Source organism: Streptomyces sp. NPDC052043, assembly GCF_044548235.1.
GTDB lineage: Bacteria > Actinomycetota > Actinomycetes > Streptomycetales > Streptomycetaceae > Streptomyces.
Genome location: NZ_JBIUBT010000021.1, coordinates 93,480 through 110,892 on the forward strand (window position 1 = coordinate 93,480; position 17,413 = coordinate 110,892).

Annotated in this window: 11 protein-coding genes, 1 pseudogene and 1 riboswitch; of the genes and pseudogenes, 4 read left to right on the forward strand and 8 right to left on the reverse strand. The window is 71.7% G+C overall.

The window, feature by feature from the left end; translation table 11 throughout:
* Positions 1–34 precede the first annotated feature (34 nt).
* A pseudogene (locus ACIHCX_RS35975) lies at positions 35–1,089 on the forward strand (maleylacetate reductase).
* On the forward strand, positions 1,086–2,018 hold the full coding sequence (locus ACIHCX_RS35980; RefSeq protein ID WP_400037188.1) for a dioxygenase: 933 nt from the start codon (positions 1,086–1,088) through the stop codon (positions 2,016–2,018). The pseudogene ACIHCX_RS35975 and the gene ACIHCX_RS35980 overlap by 4 nt, the downstream one beginning before the upstream one ends.
* A 113-nt stretch (positions 2,019–2,131) precedes the next feature.
* Here the strand turns inward: ACIHCX_RS35980 and ACIHCX_RS35985 are convergent, their stop codons facing one another.
* From ACIHCX_RS35985 to ACIHCX_RS35995, 3 genes are all read right to left on the reverse strand, one after another.
* Positions 2,132–2,635, reverse strand: a complete 504-nt coding sequence (locus tag ACIHCX_RS35985) for an inorganic diphosphatase (protein ID WP_400037190.1) — start codon at positions 2,633–2,635, stop codon at positions 2,132–2,134.
* Between the two features lie 139 nt (positions 2,636–2,774).
* Positions 2,775–3,797, reverse strand: coding sequence for an MFS transporter (locus ACIHCX_RS35990; RefSeq protein WP_400037192.1), 1,023 nt, complete (start codon positions 3,795–3,797; stop codon positions 2,775–2,777).
* A 489-nt stretch (positions 3,798–4,286) separates the two neighbouring features.
* Positions 4,287–4,348, reverse strand: a riboswitch (Fluoride riboswitch).
* A 159-nt stretch (positions 4,349–4,507) separates the two neighbouring features.
* Positions 4,508–5,245: a CAP domain-containing protein gene (locus tag ACIHCX_RS35995; protein ID WP_400037194.1), complete on the reverse strand. Its 738-nt coding sequence runs from the start codon at positions 5,243–5,245 to the stop codon at positions 4,508–4,510.
* 383 nt (positions 5,246–5,628) lie between these two features.
* Between ACIHCX_RS35995 and ACIHCX_RS36000 the strand changes: the two genes are divergently transcribed.
* Together ACIHCX_RS36000 and ACIHCX_RS36005 are read left to right on the forward strand one after the other, a co-directional pair.
* Positions 5,629–6,087, forward strand: coding sequence for a MarR family winged helix-turn-helix transcriptional regulator (locus tag ACIHCX_RS36000; RefSeq protein ID WP_400037196.1), 459 nt, complete (start codon positions 5,629–5,631; stop codon positions 6,085–6,087).
* 52 nt (positions 6,088–6,139) lie between these two features.
* The gene (locus ACIHCX_RS36005; protein WP_400037198.1) at positions 6,140–7,879 is read left to right on the forward strand and encodes an MFS transporter; all 1,740 of its coding nucleotides are present in this window, start codon (positions 6,140–6,142) and stop codon (positions 7,877–7,879) included.
* A gap of 134 nt (positions 7,880–8,013) precedes the next feature.
* Here the strand turns inward: ACIHCX_RS36005 and sbnA are convergent, their stop codons facing one another.
* Genes sbnA through ACIHCX_RS36030 form a run of 5 tightly spaced genes read right to left on the reverse strand, consistent with a single transcriptional unit; the run spans position 8,014 to position 17,056 of the window.
* Entirely contained in the window at positions 8,014–9,066 is a 1,053-nt protein-coding gene (sbnA, locus tag ACIHCX_RS36010) for a 2,3-diaminopropionate biosynthesis protein SbnA (RefSeq protein ID WP_400037200.1), read from the reverse strand.
* 37 nt (positions 9,067–9,103) lie between these two features.
* On the reverse strand, positions 9,104–10,183 hold the full coding sequence (gene sbnB, locus ACIHCX_RS36015) for a 2,3-diaminopropionate biosynthesis protein SbnB (protein WP_400037202.1): 1,080 nt from the start codon (positions 10,181–10,183) through the stop codon (positions 9,104–9,106).
* Complete coding sequence (locus ACIHCX_RS36020; RefSeq protein ID WP_400037204.1) at positions 10,180–11,184, reverse strand: TauD/TfdA family dioxygenase; 1,005 nt, start codon at positions 11,182–11,184, stop codon at positions 10,180–10,182. Before ACIHCX_RS36020 ends, sbnB begins: the two co-directional genes overlap by 4 nt.
* Before the next feature lie 53 nt (positions 11,185–11,237).
* A complete protein-coding gene (locus ACIHCX_RS36025) occupies positions 11,238–14,513 on the reverse strand; it encodes an amino acid adenylation domain-containing protein (protein ID WP_400037206.1) in 3,276 nt (1,091 codons plus the stop codon).
* Positions 14,514–14,527: 14 nt separating this feature from the next.
* Positions 14,528–17,056, reverse strand: a complete 2,529-nt coding sequence (locus ACIHCX_RS36030; RefSeq protein ID WP_400037208.1) for a Pls/PosA family non-ribosomal peptide synthetase — start codon at positions 17,054–17,056, stop codon at positions 14,528–14,530.
* Positions 17,057–17,413: the final 357 nt, after the last annotated feature.

Here is a 17,413-nt window from a genome sequence, read left to right on the forward strand (position 1 = left end):
TGTGTGAGACCCCTCCGAAAGGCGAGAACCTGCCATGAAGTTCCTTCACGAGACGCTGCCGCAGCGCGTGGTGTTCGCTCCGGGCGAGGCGACGGGCGCGGTGGCCGGCGAGGTCGCGGCGCTGGGGGCGCGGAAGGCCATGCTGATCGCCTCCGACCGGGGGGCGGCCCTGGCCGACCCGATCGCGCGGGAGATCCCGGTCGCCGTGCGCCACGACGAGGTCGTGATGCACGTGCCGGCGAGGTCGCCCGGCGTGCCCGTGAGGCGGCCGCCGCGTCCGGCGCCGACGTACTGGTCAGCGTCGGCGGTGGCTCGACCACGGGTCTGGCCAAGGCGGTGGCGCTGACCACCGGCCTGCCGATCGTCGCCGTGCCCACGACCTACGCCGGATCCGAGGCGACCAACGTGTGGGGCCTGACCGAGGGCGAGACCAAGACCACCGGGGCCGACGACGCGGTGCTGCCCCGCTCGATCGTGTACGACGCCGACCTGCTGACCGGCCTCCCGGGCGAGTTGTCCGTGGCGTCGGGCCTGAACGCGATGGCGCACTGCGTCGACGCCTTCTGGGGGCCGCGCGCCGACCCGATCGACCGGGTGCTGGCGGGGGAGGGCGTCCGCGCCTTGGCGGCCGGCCTGCCCGTGGTGGCCGCGGACCCGGCGAGCACGGAGGGGATCGAGCAGACCCTCTACGGCGCCTACCTCGCCGCGGTCTCCTTCGCCGGCGCCGGTTCGGGCCTGCACCACAAGATCTGCCATGTGCTGGGGGGCATGTTCCATCTCCCGCACGCCCAGACCCACGCCGTCGTCCTGCCCCATGTACTCGCCTTCAACGCACCCCACGCCCCCGAGGCCGAGCGGCGCATCGCGCAGGCCTTCGGCAGCGCGAGCGCCTCGGCGGGCCTGGCCGCGCTGCGCGCCACGCTGGACGCGCCGAAGGCGCTCAGGGACTACGGCATGCCCGAGGACGGAATCGCCAAGGCCGTCGCACCGATCCTGGCCGCGATCCCCGCCGGCAACCCCGCCCCCGTCACGGAGGACGACATCACCGCGCTGCTGCACGCAGCCTGGGAAGGGAGCGAACCGTCATGACCGACGTCCGCACCGGGCCCGACGGGGCCGAGCACGAGACGCCCCGGCCGCCCGTGTCCGCCGAGCAGGAGGCCCGGGAGGAGGAACTCCTCCAGCGCGTCGTCCGCTCCTTCGGCCAGTGCGGCGACCCGCGCCTGCAGCAGGTGATGGTCTCGCTGGTCGAGCATCTGCACGCGTTCCTGCGGGAGGTCCGCCCGACCGGGGAGGAGTGGGCCGCGGCGATCGCGTTCCTCACCGAGGTCGGCCACATCACCGACGACAGGCGGCAGGAGTTCATCCTGCTCTCCGACACCCTCGGCGCCTCGATGCAGACCATCGCGATCAACAACCGGGCCTGCGGCGACGCCACCGAGGCGACCGTGTTCGGACCCTTCTTCGTCGAAGGCTCCCCGAGGATTGCGATCGGCGGCGACATGGCGTTCGGCGCGACGGGGGAGCCGTGCTGGGTGGAGGGCACGGTCACCGGCTCCGACGGCGCTCCGCTGGCCGGCGCCCGCGTCGAGGTGTGGGAGGCCGACGAGGACGGCCTCTACGACGTGCAGTACGACGACGGCCGCACCGCCGCCCGGGCCCACCTCTTCACCGACCGGCAGGGCCGCTACAGCTTCTGGGGCATCACCCCCACGCCGTACCCGATCCCGCACGACGGGCCGGTCGGCAGGATGCTCCAGGCCGTCGGCCGCTCACCGTACCGCGCCTCGCACCTGCACTTCATGGTCACGGCGGACGGCCACCGGCGACTCGTCACGCACATTTTCGTGCGCGGCGACGAACTGCTCGACCGCGACAGCGTCTTCGGCGTCAAGGAGTCGCTGGTCAAGGACTTCGAACAGCAGGCCCCCGGCACCGCCACCCCGGACGGCCGCCCGATCGAGGGCACCTGGTCGAAGGCGCGCTTCGACATCGTCCTGGCCCCCACCGGCGCCTGACCGGCAGCCACCCGCCGCCACCGACAACGGCGTTGGCGCCCAGCCGGGTCCGCACCGTCATGGCCTTCCTCCGCGCCTTCCTCCGCCCCTCGGGACCGCCCCCGGAGCGCCCCTCAGCCGTGGACGGGCCTGCGCTCAGCGGCGGCGGCGCGGGCACGGGAGGCGTCGATCTCCGCGTAGGCCTGCTCGCGGCCCTCCCAGTGCGAGCCCTCGACGGACTTGCCGGGTTCCAGGTCCTTGTACACCTCGAAGAAGTGGGTGATCTCCAGCCGGTCGAACACGGGGATGTCGTCGATGTCCTGCACGTGTGCGTACCGCGGGTCGTGGGCGGGGACGCAGAGGACCTTCTCGTCGGGGCCTTGTTCGTCCCTCATGGCGAACATGCCCACCGCCCGGCACTCGATGGTGCAGCCCGGAAACGTCGGCTCGCCGGTCAGCACGAGCGCGTCCAGCGGGTCGCCGTCGCGGCCGAGCGTGCCGTCGATGTAGCCGTAGTCCGCCGGGTACTGGGTGGAGGTGAACAGCAACCGGTCCAGCCGGATGCGGTGCAGTTCGTGGTCCATCTCGTACTTGTTCCGGGATCCCTGGGGGATCTCCACGATCACGTCGAACTCCATGGTGTCCTCCTGACGGCGGAGGCCGTCTCGCCGGCCGTACCTGCCGGGCGGGTAGAGGCGGCGGAGCCACGGACGGGGAGCGCGGGTCGGTCGGCGCGGGCATCGTTCCTCCCGGTCGCATCCGTTGGACCAGGGACCGTCAGCGGCGTCGTGCCGCGGTCGCGGTGAGCCCCGTCACCGGCGCGCTGGGCGCGCTCGTCATGTGCCCGGCGGACCGCCGTAGCAGCATCCAGCCTACGCCGAACGGGCCTCGTCGACACCGTGACCAGGTCCGCGACCCGGCGTCGTGCCGGGCACGCCCGCGGCCGGTCGCCGGTGCAGCTCCCGGCCGGCCCGCCCCACCGCCGTTCGTCGGCCGCCGCGCGGCCAGCAGCAGGGGGACGGCGGCCAGTTGCAGCACGACCGGAAAGGCCACCAGATCGGTCACCGAACGGTCGTAGAGGGCGCCCAGGGCGAGACTGCCGGCGAACCAGCACAGTCCGAAGCCGGTGTCGAACAGGCCGAAGGCGGAGGCCCGCCGGTCCGGGCCGATCATGCCGGTGACGGCGGCCCTGGCCACGGACTCCTGAACGGCCGCCCCAAGTCCCCACAGCACCACACCGATCACCGCGGGTACCGCGCCGCCGAGGAAGACCAGCGGCGGGAAGCACGCCGTCAGCAGGGTCGCCCCCACCACCGTGCGTACGCCCCACCGGTCGAACGCGGGGCCGAGCACCAGGGCGGCCACCGACTCGGCGGCCATGGCGCCCGCGTACAGCACGGGAATCCAGGGGGTGGCGACGACATGGGCCCGGCCGAAGTGGTAGGCGATGAGCGGGTAGTCGGCGTAGGCGGCGGCGATCAGTCCCATGCCCGCCAGGTAGATCCAGAAGGCCCTCGGGGTGCCCCACCGGCCGGGCACGCCTTCGGCGGTGTCCAGGCCCGCCGGATCGGGGTACCGCCGCCACGCGCCGGCCAGGACGAGGAGCGTGAGGACGGCCGGAACGGCGAGCACGGCGAAACCGAGGCGGCAACCGCCGTGCAGGGCCAGAACCCCGACCATGACGAGGGGACCGGCCGTCGCGCCGGCGGCGTCGAGGGCCTCCCGTACGCCGTAGACCCGGCCGCGGCCCAGCTCGGCGGTGGCGTGCGCGAGCATCGCGTCGCGGGCCGGGGTGCGCATCGGATCTCCTCCGAGGAACCCCGTCCTTCAGGGCGGGATGAATCGGACTCCTGCGGAGCAGGGCAGGGAAAGACGAATCGCCGCCAGGGCAATTCGTCGTCTGGCAGCCATGGCTGCCAGACGGGTGATAGGTTCCGAAATGCCCGGGCGGCGAGAACCAAGTTGGCCGGGCCTACCGCCGGGCTGGCGGGATGTCAGGTCTGTGGAGCTGGCGTAAGACCGATGACTGGCACACCAGTCCTCGCCGCTTGTTCGGGTCGGCTGCTGTCGATGAAGCAGAAACCTCAACCCGTGAGGGTTGAATCCCCCTGCTTCAGCTGGGGGAGATGTCAAGTCCGAGAACATGCTCAACGCCGCCGATGAGCAGCACGAAGCGCAGCGCCGCGCCCCGGGCGGGGGCGGGGGGCCCGGTACGTGGTGCCGGTGTTCGCTCGCGGCGGTGGGGCAGGGCCATGGTCGCCTCCGCAGCCGGGCCGCCGGGCGGCGGCCGTGCTCGCAGAGGCCATCGGCACGGACGTGCGGTCAAGGCGAGCCTCATCGCCCGTCACCGTCCATGGTGCCCCCGTGCGGGACGTACCCGCCAGCCCGGTGGCGGGCGGCCGCCCGCTGTGGGGACCGGGTGGCCCACGTTCGGCGCGGTCCGGCGTGAATGCCGGTCCGCGCCGAACGACGTGGCCGCCGAGGGGCGGAAGCCGCTGTCCCGCCGCGGGTCAGCGGGCGGCTCCGAAGTCCTGGGTCCAGTAGTTGCCGGGCTGGGCGAGACCGACGCCGATCTCCTTGAACGAGCAGTTGAGGATGTTCGCCTTGTGGCCGGCGCTGGACATCCAGCCCGCCATGACCTGCTCCGGAGTGGCATAGCCGTAGGCGACGTTCTCGCCGTAGCTCTGCCAGCTGTAGCCGGCCTGGGTGATCCGGTCGCCCGGGTTGGACCCGTCGGACCCGGTGTGCGACATGTTCTGCTGGGTCGCCATGTCCTCGCTGTGTGCCTGGGCGGCCTTGGCCAGCTTGTCGTTCACGGTCAGGGCCGAGCAACCGACCTTGGCGCGCTCGGAGTTGACCAGTTCCACGATGCGGTCCGTGGCCCCGGACGACGTGCTGGTGTCCTTGGACGGGCTCGGTTGGGCGGGCGCTCCGGCGTCCGGCGCGCTCGGTTGGGCGGGTGCTCCGGCGTCCGGTGCGCTCGGTTCGGCGGGAGCGGACGGCTCGGCCGGCGAAGCGGGGCTGATCGGGGAGAAGGGGTGGCCGTGCCAGGCCCAGCCGGGTCCACCCGGCTGGAATCCACTGGATCCGCCCGGCTGGTTTCCGGCGCCGAAGGAGGGGCTGCTGCCTCCGGGGGCGGCGGTACTGCCGGTGCAGGCCAGTGCGGTGGAAGGGACGGCGACGGCGCCCACGGCGACGGCGGCGACGACTATGCGCCGGTAGTGCTGCTTCTTGCGGTGCGTGCCCATGCGTGACCTCGCTCGGGGTGGGGGTCGTCATTCTTGGGACGGCTCCGCAAAGGGCGCAAAGGGCCCTCGGTACTACCTCACCTCGTAGTTTCGCGAAGTCCTTGCGAAAGCGAACGTGAACGTGCTGTTCCCGCCTCCTCGCGGTATCCGCACTCCTGACGCCCGGTCAGGAGTCCTGAATGGCACGGAATGAGCGCCGACGGCGGGGGAGTGATGCGTCGGAGTGTCGCTGCGGCGCGCTGCCTGCACGAAGGCGGACATATCCCATATGTCACTTGAGGGGCGCCTACTATGCCGGACGCCTAGTTGCGGGTTTGGGCGTGACGGATGTCACGGAACCGCGGAATCTTGTTTCGTCCTACAGCTAAGTGCATAATGCACTTATGCATAAGCGGGTTATGGACCCAGTGGACCCCGAGGCGTCGCCCGAGGACCTGATGATCGCCGTCGAGCAGCTGGTCCGCTACGTGCGGCGCAGCGCGACCGCCGGCGGACTGAGCACCGCCGCCTCCTCGGCACTGTCCCGGCTGGGCCGCGAGGGCCCGTACCGGCTGACCGAGCTGGCGCGGGCGGAAAGCGTGTCCCAGCCCAACATGACCCAGCTCGTGACCCGGCTGGAGCGTGCGGGCCTGGTGCGACGCACCGCGGACCACAGCGACGGGCGGGGCGTGCTGGTGGAGGTCACCGACGCGGGGCTGGAGCTCTTCCGCCGGCGCCGCGCCGAACGCGCCCGCGCCCTTCGGCAACTCGTCGAGGAACTGCCCGAGGCCGAACAGCGCGCGGTGCGTGTCGCGCTGCCGGCCCTGGCCCGCGTCATCGAGGACCGCCAGGCGCGCTCCTGACCCGCCCACGCCACCGCCGACCACCTCAGCCCATCTCACAGGAGAGGCGCACATGAGTGCACCGCACGCAAAGCCCGCCGGCCACGGAAAGGCCGCCAGTCCTTTCAAACAACCCAAGGCCGTCTGGGCCGTCGCGTTCGCCTGCGTCATCTCGTTCATGGGCATCGGCCTGGTCGACCCGATCCTGCCCGCCCTGGCCAAGAACCTGCACGCCACGCCCAGCCAGGTCTCCCTGCTGTTCAGCAGCTACCTGATCGTCACCGCGGTCGCGATGCTGATCGTCGGCTGGTTCTCCAGCCGCTTCGGGGCCAAGCGCACCCTCGTCACCGGCCTGGCCGTCATCGTCGTCTTCTCCGCCCTGGCCGGCACATCGGGCTCCATCGACGGCATCGTCGGCTTCCGCGCCGGCTGGGGACTGGGCAACGCCCTGTTCATCGCCACCTCGCTGGCCGTCATCGTCGCCTCCGCCAGCGGCGGCTTCGGCGGCGCGATCATCCTCTACGAGACCGCGCTCGGCCTCGGCATCGCCGTGGGCCCGCTGCTCGGCGGCGAACTGGGCTCCATCAGCTGGCGCGGCCCCTTCTTCGGCGTCGCCGTCCTCATGGCCATCGCGCTCGTGGCCACCCTGGCCTTCGTCCCGAACCTGCCGAAGCCCGCACGCCGCACCTCGCCGCTGGCCCCCCTCAAGGCGCTGCGCCACCGCGGCCTGCTGACCATGGGCCTCATGGCCCTGCTCTACAACTGGGGCTTCTTCACCATGCTCGGCTACGCGCCGTACCCGATGGAGCTGGACGCCCACCAGCTCGGGCTGGTCTTCACCGGCTGGGGCCTGCTCGTCGCCGCCTTCAGCGTCTTCTTCGCCCCGCGCCTCCAGGCCCGCTACGGCACCGCCCCCGTGCTCTACGCCAACCTGGTCGGCCTGAGCATCGTGATGGCCGTCATAGCCGCCGGCGTCGCCACCCCGACCGTGGTCATCGTGGCGGTCGTCGTCAGCGGCGCGTTCATCGGCATCAATAACACCCTGACCACCCAGGCCGTCATGCTCGTCTCCCCGGTCGAGCGGCCCGTCGCCTCCTCGGCGTACGGCTTCCTGCGCTTCATCGGCGGCGGCCTGGCCCCCTACGTCGCCGGCAAGCTCGCCGACGCCACCGACCTCAGCGTCCCGTTCTACCTCGGCGCCGCCACCTTCCTCCTCGCCATTCCGGTGCTGGCCTGCGGCCACCGGCTGCTGCGACAGGCCGAGACGAACACCGCCGAAGGGGAACCCGTCACGCCGACGTTCACGCCCGTCGGCACCGTGCCGTCCACCGGCACGCCGCCCGTGGTCGTCGCCGTCGGTGCCCACGAAGGGGCCGCCGTGATCGTCGACGCCGCGGCACGACTCGCCCGGGACACCGGCAGCCCCCTGGAGGTCGTGCACGTCCAGCAGACCGCCGTCGTCGAGGAACAGGCGGCCGACGCCGAGGACTTCGCGCAGGCGCGCGCCACCGTCACCGGCCACCTCGACCGCCTCGCCGCCCAGGGCGTCGTCGCACGGGGCCAGATCCTCGGCAGTGTCGGCGACCACGCGGCGGCCGGCCGCGCCCTGGCCCGGCACGCCGCCGAGGTGGGCGCACGTGCCGTGGCGGTGGGCCGTTCGCCGCGCGGCGCGCTCGCCCAGTTCGCCGACGGCAGTTTCACCGCGGCCCTGACCCATGCCGCCACCTGCACGGTGGTCCTGGTCGACGCCGGCAGCGAGCCCCGGCCGCTGACCGCGGCCACGTTGTCCGAACTGCGCGGCGCGGCGAGCTGACCGGCGCCGGGCTCCCGGAGGGGACCGCGGGGCGGCCGTGCGCCGCGCGGTCCCGTCCGCGTGGCGGGCTGCTCGAAGAGCCTGGGGGAGCGGTGCCGGGGTCCGCGAGCCCGGCGTGATCCGAACGAGAGGCCCTACGGGTCGCCGGGCCCGCGCTGCCGGCGGGAGCGCGGGTCGACGGCCAGGGAGCCGGCGGTCACCTCCTCCGTGTCGGGCTCCTCCTGGTCGTGCAGGTCGCCGAGGACCGCGTCGCCGTACAGGTCCTTCAGCCAGGAGGACTGGTAGATCGTGTCGAGGTAGCGCTCTCCGAGGTCCGGGGCGATGGCCACGGCGGTCAGTTCGCGTGCGTCGTTGCGCGACAGCCACTCCATCGCGCCGCTGACCACCGTCCCGGTGGAACCGCCGAACAGGAAGCCGCGCCGGGCCAGCCGGTGGCAGGCGCGAATGGTGTCCGCCTCCTCGACCCGGACCACCTCGTCGACGAAGGACTCGTCGAGCAGCGGCGGGCGGATGCTCATGCCCAGTCCGGGGATCATCCGCCGGCCCGGCTTGCCGCCGAAGGCCACCGAGCCGACGGTGTCCACCGCGACGATCCGCACCGGCCGGTGCCAGTCGCGGAAGAAGCGGGCGCAGCCCATCAGTGTGCCGGTGGTGCCCGAGCCGACGAACAGCACGTCGAGACGGGGGAACTGACGCGCGATCTCCGGCGCGGTCTTGCGGTAGTGGGCCCCCCAGTTGTTCGGGTTGGTGTACTGGCTCAGCCAGACGTACCGGTCGTCGGAGGCACACAGCGCGCGGACGTAGTCGAGCCGTGCGCCGAGGAACCCTCCGTTGGCGTCCTGGTCGGCGATGACGTGCACCTCGCTGCCCAGCGCCTCCATCAGCAGCCGGGCCGACAGGTTGCAGCGCGAGTCCGTCACGCACAGGAACCGGTAACCCTTGCTGGCGGCGATCATGCTGAGCGCCACACCGAGGTTTCCCGACGAGGACTCGATGAGGATCGAGCGGGGCGTCAGGAGGCCGTCCCGTTCCGCGGCCTCCACCATCTCTGTCGCGGCCTTCATCTTGATCGAGCCGGCGAAGTTGAAACCCTCGCACTTCAGGTAGAGCGAGCGCCCGAAGATCGACCGGAGATCAACATAGAGTTGGCCTTCGTTGAAGGCGTGGGGGGCTGAGATGACGGGCACGCTGGCCTCCTGATGCCTGGGCCGAGGGAAGGAAATTTCAGCCGTACCGGTGCAGCTCATGGAAGAAGTCGTCGATGACGTGCAGGTTTCCGGCGCGGGCCACCTCCTCGTAGACGTACTTGCCGACGGCGAGGTCGAGGACCCCCAGGCCGAACGGCGAGAAGATCACCGGCCGGTCGGTGGGCGGATCCACCCGCCCGGTCATGACGTCGTCGAGGGTCCCGTTCAGGAACTCCCGGCCGCCGGTGAGTTGCTCGGTCAGGTGCGGCGAAGTGCCGGCCTTGAGGCAGTGCTCGACGTCGTCGACGAAGTTGGCCGCCGAGAGGAGCACCTGGGGGGCGAGATCGCGCAACGACACGTGCAGGACGACCGGATGGTGGGTGAACCAGGACGGGTCCGTGACGTGCGGCTCGCCGGCGATCGTCGCGAAGACCACCAGGTCGCTGGAGCGGATCAGGTCCTCGGGGCTCTCGTGGACGGTGATCTCCGGGGCATGCCCGGCCGCGCCGGTCCGGCGCAGGTAGCCGCAGAACCCGGCGGCGCTGTCGGCGGACACGTCGTACACGCCGACGCTGCCGAAGCCGAATCCGGTGCCGGTCAGGAAGGCGTGGATGTAACGCGCGATCAGACCGGTGCCGAAGAAGCCGACCCGGGTGGGGCGGGGCCGGTTGCGGGTCAGCCAGTCGGCGGCCAGCGCCGCGGACGCGGCGGTCCTGGTGGCGCTGATGATGGAGCTCTCCAGACAGGCGAAGGGGTAGCCGGTGTCGTGGTCGTTGAGGACCAGGACCGCCGAGGCCCGGGGCAGACCGGAACCGACGTTGGCCGGGAAGCTGGAGATCCACTTCAGTCCGTCCACGCCCACCGGCCCGCCGACGGAGGCCGGCAGCGCGATGATCCGCGCCGTGGGACTGTCGGGGAAGCGCAGGAAGTACGAGGGCGGGTTCACCGTGCTGCCGGAGCCGTGCAGCCGGTAGGTCGCCTCGACCAGCTCCGTGAGCTCCTTCTCGCGCCCCTCGAGCGCTTGCCGTACCTGGGCGCCGGAGATCACGGCGAAGGTCGGCACCGGGGCCGATCGGGAGGCGGTCGGGTCGGTGGCGGGGGAGGTGACGGAGGTCATCGCCTGCTTCCCTTCGGAGTCGGGCCGTACTCGGCCAGGCGCTGGGGCTCGGCCATGGCGACCAGCACCTGCCGGTCACCGCTGAAGGCCTCCCTGCTGTGCGCGGTGCGGATGTTGTCGACCAGCATCAGGTCGCCGGACTGCCAGGGCTCGCGCAGGGTCTGCGCCTCGTAGGTCTCGTTGAGCAGCTGGACGACGTCCTCGCCGATCGGTGCCCCGTCGCCGAAGCGGGTGTTGAACGGGAGCCCGTCCGGGCCGTACTCGTCCACCAGGTACTCGCGCACCTCCGGGGCCAGCGTCCACTCGTTGAGGAAGGCGATCTGGTTGAACCAGCAGCGCCGGCCGGTGACCGGGTGCCGGACCACGGCGCAGCGCCGCTGCCGGGTGCGCAGGCCGCCGTCGGGCTGCCAGGCGAAGTCGATGGCGTGGGCGCGGCAGTAGTTCTCGACGGTCTCGCGGTCTTCGGTCCCGAACGACTCCGCCAGGGACGCCCCGATCTCGTCGTTGTAGCTGCGGGTGAGCAGCCAGCCCTCGCGCTCGAAGCGCTCGGTCAGCTCCGCGGGCAGCGCGCCGAGCACGGCCTCCGCGTCGGCCACCGCGGTCGCCCCGCCCTCGGCCGGAGCGGTCGGGCACGCGAAGAGCATCAACCCGGGCACCTTCAGCGCATAACTCAGCTCGTGGTGCATGCACATGGGCTGGTTGGCGGGCCAGGCGGTCGAGGAGTACAGGCCGGCCCCGTAGGACTCGCGAGGGGCGAAGGCCTCCCGTTCCGGCATCAGGGGGCCGGCCAGGACCGTGAAGACGGAGGAGATCTGCTCCGGCTCCCGCAGTTTCAGGCCGCGCACGAGCAGCGCTCCGTGCTCCGCGACCCGCGCCCGCAGTGCCTCGCGGTGCTCGGCCGCCCATCCGGTCGCGTCCGCAAAGGGCTCGACGCTCAGGACGGGCGGTCTGCCCGGTCGCAGCTCCACCTCCAGTACCGAAGCCGGGGACGGGAACGACATCTCGGTTTCCTTTCGTTCGTCACCAACGAGGCCAGGGCGGACCTCAGCGGTGTTCAGGAGGAGGCCAGCAGTTCGGCGGCGTCCAGGACGGCCGCCGCCGCGGCGGCCGGGCGGGTGCGGGGGAAGTAGTGGCCGCCGTCGGTGAGTTCACACAGCTCCACCTGCTCGGCCAGGAACTCCCAGTCTCGCCAGTGGTCCCGGAAGCCCGCGGTGCTCGGGTCGTCGGCGGCGACGACCACGGTGACCGGAGCGGCCACTCTCACCGCAGCGGTGCCGTCCAGGGCATCGGCGAAGCAGCGGTGCGCCGACACGCAGTCGTGCCGGTAGGCGGCCCCGACGCGCCGTGCGTGCTCCGCGTTCAGCTCGCCGAGCTCCAGGTAGCCGCCGTCCGCACCGAGCCGGGCGGCGATCTCGGCGTCGCTGCGCATCGTCAACTCGGCGATGGCTGCGCGTCGTTCGGCGGCCGTGCCGAGCAGTTGCGCGCCGAGGAACACCCGTGTCACGTCCACCTCGAGCGCGGCGAGCCTGCGGGCGGTCAGCAGGGCGGGCGCGGTGCCGGAGGAGTGGCCCCACAGCATGACCCGCCGCGGACCGCGCCCGGCGACCTCGGCGGCGACCCGCTCCACCACCTGCTCCAGCGCGGCGAACGGCTCCTCGCCTGCGGCCAGGTCGTGGCCGGGCAGGTCCACCGCGTGGACGGCGACACCGCTGGTGGCCAGGGCGCTCGCCAGCGGCTGGAAGTTGACCGCGTTGCCGCCCGCGTGGGGGAAGCACACCAGCACGTACTCCGCGGAGGCCTCTGCCCCGGCCTCCGACAGTGGCTGGAGCAACTCCGTCCGCCGCCGGGCCGAACCGTCGAGGCACGCGGCGAGTTCGGCGAGCACCGGGTGCCGGGTGATGTCCTTGAGGGACACCTCGCGGTTCAGCGCGATGGTGAGCTTCACGGCCGACAGGGAGGTGCCGCCGAGGTCGAAGAAGTGGTCCCGCCGGCCGATCGCCTGCCGGGACACCCCCAGCAGTTCCGCCCAGGCATCCGCCAGCCGCTGCTCGGCCGGGGTGCGCGGGGCGTCGTCGGGCTCCCCTGAACCCGCCTGCTCCGGCGCCGGCGCGCTCCGTTCGGCCAGCGCGGTCAGCGCCTTGCGGTCGATCTTCCCGTTGGCGGTCAGCGGCAGCCCGTCCTGCCAGTGGAAGGCCGACGGGACCATGTACGCGGGGAGCGCGGCACCGAGCGCCTCGCGCAACTCCTCCGGTCTGAGCCGCCGTCCGGTGTGGAAGGCGATCAGATGCGTGCTGCCGCCCGCGAGTTCGGCGACGACCACCGCGCCGTCCCGGACCCCCGGAACGCGCAGCAGGGTGTTCTCGATCTCCCCGATCTCGATGCGGAACCCGCGGATCTTGACCTGGCTGTCCCGGCGGCCGAGGAACTCCAGCTTCCCGCCGGGGTGCCAGCGCCCCCAGTCGCCCGCCAGGTACAGCCGCTCGCCCGGCCGGTGCGGGTCCTCACGGTAGGCCTCGCGGGTCCGCTCGGGATCGTTGACGTATCCGCGTCCCACGCACACGCCGGAGAACGCGATCAGCCCGGGGGCGCCGAGCGGCACCGGCGAGAGGTTCTCGTCGACGACGTGGACGCGCACGTTGTTGACCGGCCGTCCCAGCAGCACCCGGTCCGGGACCACGTCCATGACCTCGTGGTTGGTGTCGTCCGACGTCTCGGTCAGGCCGTAGGCGTTGACCAGCTTGATGCCCGGCTGGAGGGCGAACCAGCGCTGGACGAGCTCCCGCTTCAGCGCCTCGCCGGTCACCGACACGCAGGCGAGGTCGGGCAGTTCGCGGCGGTGCCGCTCCAGGTACGAGGCCACCACCTCCAGATAGGAGGGCACGACCTGCGCCACGGCGACCCGGCCCCGCACCAGCGTGTCGACGAACCGCTCCACGTCCACGACGGCGTCCTGCTCGACCAGCAGGGTCCGCCCGCCCACCAGCAGCGCGGCCAGCAACTGCCACAGCGAGATGTCGAAGCACTGCGGAGCCGTCTGCGCCACCACCCGCCCAGGTCCGATCCCCAGATCGTCGATCTTGGCGTACAGGTGGTTGAGCATGCCCGCGTGCTCGCACATCGCACCCTTGGGCTCGCCGGTGGAGCCGGAGGTGAAGTAGATGTACGCCAACTGGCCGGGGGCGACCTCCACGCCGAGGTCGTCGTCCGCGTGCCGCTCCGCGTACGCCGTTTCGATCAGCACCTTCTCGGTTCCCGGCGGCAGCGCGGCCAGCGCGGCGTCCAAAGTGGCGGTGCTGCCCGGTTCGGTCAGCACCAGCCGGCAGCCGGCCCGCGCGAGCGTCGCCTCGATGCGCCCGGCCGGGAAGTGCGGCTCGATCGGCAGGTAGGCGCCGCCGGCCTTGAACACCGCCAGCACCGCCGCCAGCCAGTCGAGCGTGCGCTCGGTGACCACGGCCACCACGTCCTCACGGCTCAGCCCACGCGCCAGCAGCGCCCGGGCCAGCCGGTTGGCCCGCGCGTTCAGCTCCCCGTACGTCCACGAGCGGTCGCCGTGCACCGCCGCCACCGCCTCGGGGTGGGCGCGTACGCGCTCCTCGAACAGCTCGTGCGCCCGTGCGGCCGGCAGTTCCCGGTGGGGCCCGGCCAGGCCCTCCAACTGGTCGCGTGTCTCCTCCGGTGACAGCAGGCTCTGCCGGGAGTGCTCGGCGTCCACGTCGGCGGTCATGCGCCGCAGCGCGGTCAGGTGGTAGCCGCAGACCCGGGCCGCGGCCCCGGCGTCCAGCGCGTCGCTGCGGTACCGCAGCCGTGCCGTCGGCAGCCCGTCCCGCTCGCCGAAGGCCACCCGCAGCACCGCCTCGGCGGGCAGGGCGCCGCCCCCGGTGTCCGCCGGGTCGAAGACCGTCTCGAACGACGGTCCCGGGAGCCCGAGTTCCCGGCGCAGCTCGTCGACGGGGAAGTCCCGGTGTGCGAGCAGGTCCGCCGCGGCGCGGTGGGCGTCGAGCACCAGCCGGCGCCAGGACGCGGGCGCGACGGCCAGCCGGCAGGGCAGCGGTACGGCGCCGGGGCCCGTGACCCAGCCCGTCACCACGTCCGGCTCACCGGACAGCGCGGCCAGCACCTTGGCGTGCGCGGCCAGCAGCACCGCGCTGGACGGCACTCCCAGCTCCGCCGCCAGGGCGCGCACCGCCCGCGCCGTGGCGGCCGGCACGGTCTGCTCGTGCTCGGCCTCGCCGGCCACCGGCTCGCATGTCCACCGCGGAACGGCGGTGAAGCCGCCGGCGGTCAGCACCTCGCCCCAGAACTCCCTGTCCGCTGCTACGAGCGCTTCCATGGAATGGCCCCTCCTCACTTCGCCGTCGGCGCGGCGGGGTTTCCGCCCCACTCCGCCTTCGCGGGGACTTCCTCGCCTTTCATGAGGAAGGAATCGGGCGCCAGTACGGCCCCGTCGCCGAGCGTCACGCCGTAGTGCACGTGCGCGCCGACCCCGAGCGTGCAGCCGGAGCCGAGCGTGATGTGGTCCGACTTGAAGGTGCCGTCCTCCTGCGAGTGGCACTGGATCTTGCTGCCCGCGTTCAGCGTTGAGTCGTCCCCGATGACGGCGAGCGTCCGCTCCGTGATGTAGCAGCCGTCGTCGTAGACCCTGCGGCCGATGCGGACGCCCATCAGGCGCCAGACCAGGCTCTTGAACGGCGTCCCGTTGAACAGCTCGAGCCACTTGTCCGGCACCTTCCACAGCCGCTCGTGCCACCAGAAGTACGGGTCGTAGATGGAGCACAGGCGGGGGCTCAGGGGCCGGAAGGAGGTGATGACCCGCTCCACCAGGATGTAGTAGCCGGCCGTGACGGCGAGGGTGAGGGCCAGGTAGCCGGCGATCACCACGTGGCCCAGCGTGCCGTACAGGTCGACGCAGGCCAGGCCGAGCCCGGTGAGCACGGCGGCCAGCACCCAGCGCAGCAGCAGGAACAGTGCCATGGAGCGGAGGTTGTAGCGGTTCTTCGCGGTGAGGCTTCGGCGCAGGGAGTCGCCCGTCCTGAGGTGGTCGAAGCGGGTGTCCCGCTCCACCGAACGGGGGATCTCGAAGCACGGTGAACCGAGCAGCCCGACCCCTTCGCGCAGCTCGCCGTCGAGGGGGATCATCACCTTCGTCGCGAGCAGGCAGTTGTCGCCCGTCCTGGCCCCCGCCGGAAAGGCGATGTTGTTGCCGAGGAAGTTGTGCGCGCCGATCGACGTCCGGCTCACCTTGAAGGACGTGCTGGAGTACTCGGCGTTGAGCAGGGAGAGCCCGTCGGCCACCATCGTCCCGCTGCCGACGGACACCAGGAACGGTGTCTCGTGCTGCACCTCGGTGCCGAAGTTCGAGCCGGTCTGTTCCACCCGGGACAGGTCGTATCCGAGTCGGCGCAGGTAGAACACGATGTAGGAGCTGTCCCCGAAGAGCCAGGGGAAGAACTTGAGGTTCGTCAGGCCCGCCACCGCCCGGTGCATCGCGTAGTGGAAGCCGTAGAGCGGGTAGACCCGGTCGGGCTTGACGGCCAGGCTCAGCAGCCGCGGCACCGTGAACAGCAGGGCCGGGCCCACCACGACCCCGCCGAAGAACACCACGGCGGACAGGGCCAGGGTGTCGGTGAGGAACTCGGGAACCGTGGACAGGGTCGTGCCCGCGTCCAGCCGGCCCTGCAGGGCCGGCACCTCCGCGAACAGGATGTAGATGCCGCCGACGGTGAACGGCAGGTACAGCAGGAACAGCTGGAGCAGGGAGGTCACCCCGAAGACGGCCCGCCGCAGTGTGCCGCACCGGGTCGGTTCGACCCTGATGTGCTCGACCGGCGTGGGCTGTGCCGGGGAGCCGTGCCGGTGCTCTCCGGCCGGCACGTGCTGGCCCCGGTACAGGGCGGAGGCGTGGCCGAGCTGGGAGCCGTCGCCCATCGAGGTGTCGATGTCGATCACGGACTTCTCGCCGACGAAGACGTCCCGGCCGATGTCGACCCGGCCGGTCTGGATGTGTCCGGCGTGCGCGCGGTAGCACTGGAAGAACGTGTCCTTGCGGATCACCGTGTCCGCGCCGATGGTGAGCAGGTCGGTGCAGACCGGCACGGAGTGGGAGAGGATCGTGACGTTCTTGCCGATCCGCGCGCCCAGGGCCCGCAGATACATGACGTACACCGGATTACCGGTGAAGAGAATCATCGGATTCGCGTGCAGGAGCACCTTGACGATCCAGAAGCGGAGATAGGCCGCACTCCACACCGGGAACTCGCCGGGCTTCCAGCGGCCGACGAGAATCCACTTCGCCGCGACCGGGAAGAGGCAGACGAGGATGAAACCGCCGGTCCCGAACGCCAGCGACCGGAGATAGATGTCGACGAAGCCCGATGCCGAGCCGATCCACTCGTAGGCCCGGGCGGTGGTCAATCCGACGACGAAGGAATACCCGAGGAAAATGAGCAGTTGGGCCGTTCCGCACAGCACGTAGCGCACCGTGCTCGGTGCCGTCCGGGCCGGCGCCGGCGTGGTGTCCGCGGGCGTCGTCGGGGCCGCCGGTACGGGGGTGTCCACGGGCGGTGGCGTGTTGACCGCGAGGGCTTCGGCCAGGCCGCGGAGTGTGGGGTTGCGGTAGATGTCCTTCATGGACACCGTCGGCAGATCCGGCCTTTTCCGGACCCGTGCGCAGAACTGTGCCATGACCAGGGAGTTGGCGCCCAGGTCGTCGAAGAAGTGACTGTCGGGCGGGACGTGCTCGGCCTGGACGACGTCCGCCAGGATTCCGGCGAGTTCCCGCTCGGTCTCCGTGGCCGCCGGGATGATGCCTGCATGCCCCGCGATCACGGGTTCGTCCGGACCGGGCATCAAGATGTCGGCAGACTTCTCCACCATGCGAGCTCCCTGAAGAAAAGGTCGAAAACCATCGGCCGGCGGTGCCCGGTCTCCGGGGACCGTGCGTTTTCGCCTGATCACGAAACCATGGACAGTCTTGTTCGCTCCCTGCGGCGGTGCCACTCGGATGCGGTGGTGTTGAGGCGGGCGGAGTGTTCCGTGCACCTTTATGCTTCGGTTCTTCGCGCCGCGGGGGCAAGTAATCTCACCCATATGGGGGTTCACTCTTCAGGGGGCCCGGCACGTTCGCGGGCAGGTCGGCCAGGGCGGTTGCAAGTTCCTGGATCGCGTAGATCGTCCGTGTCCAGCGGGAGTTGACGCGGCAGCAGCACAGGCACGAGACCGTTGATCATCAGG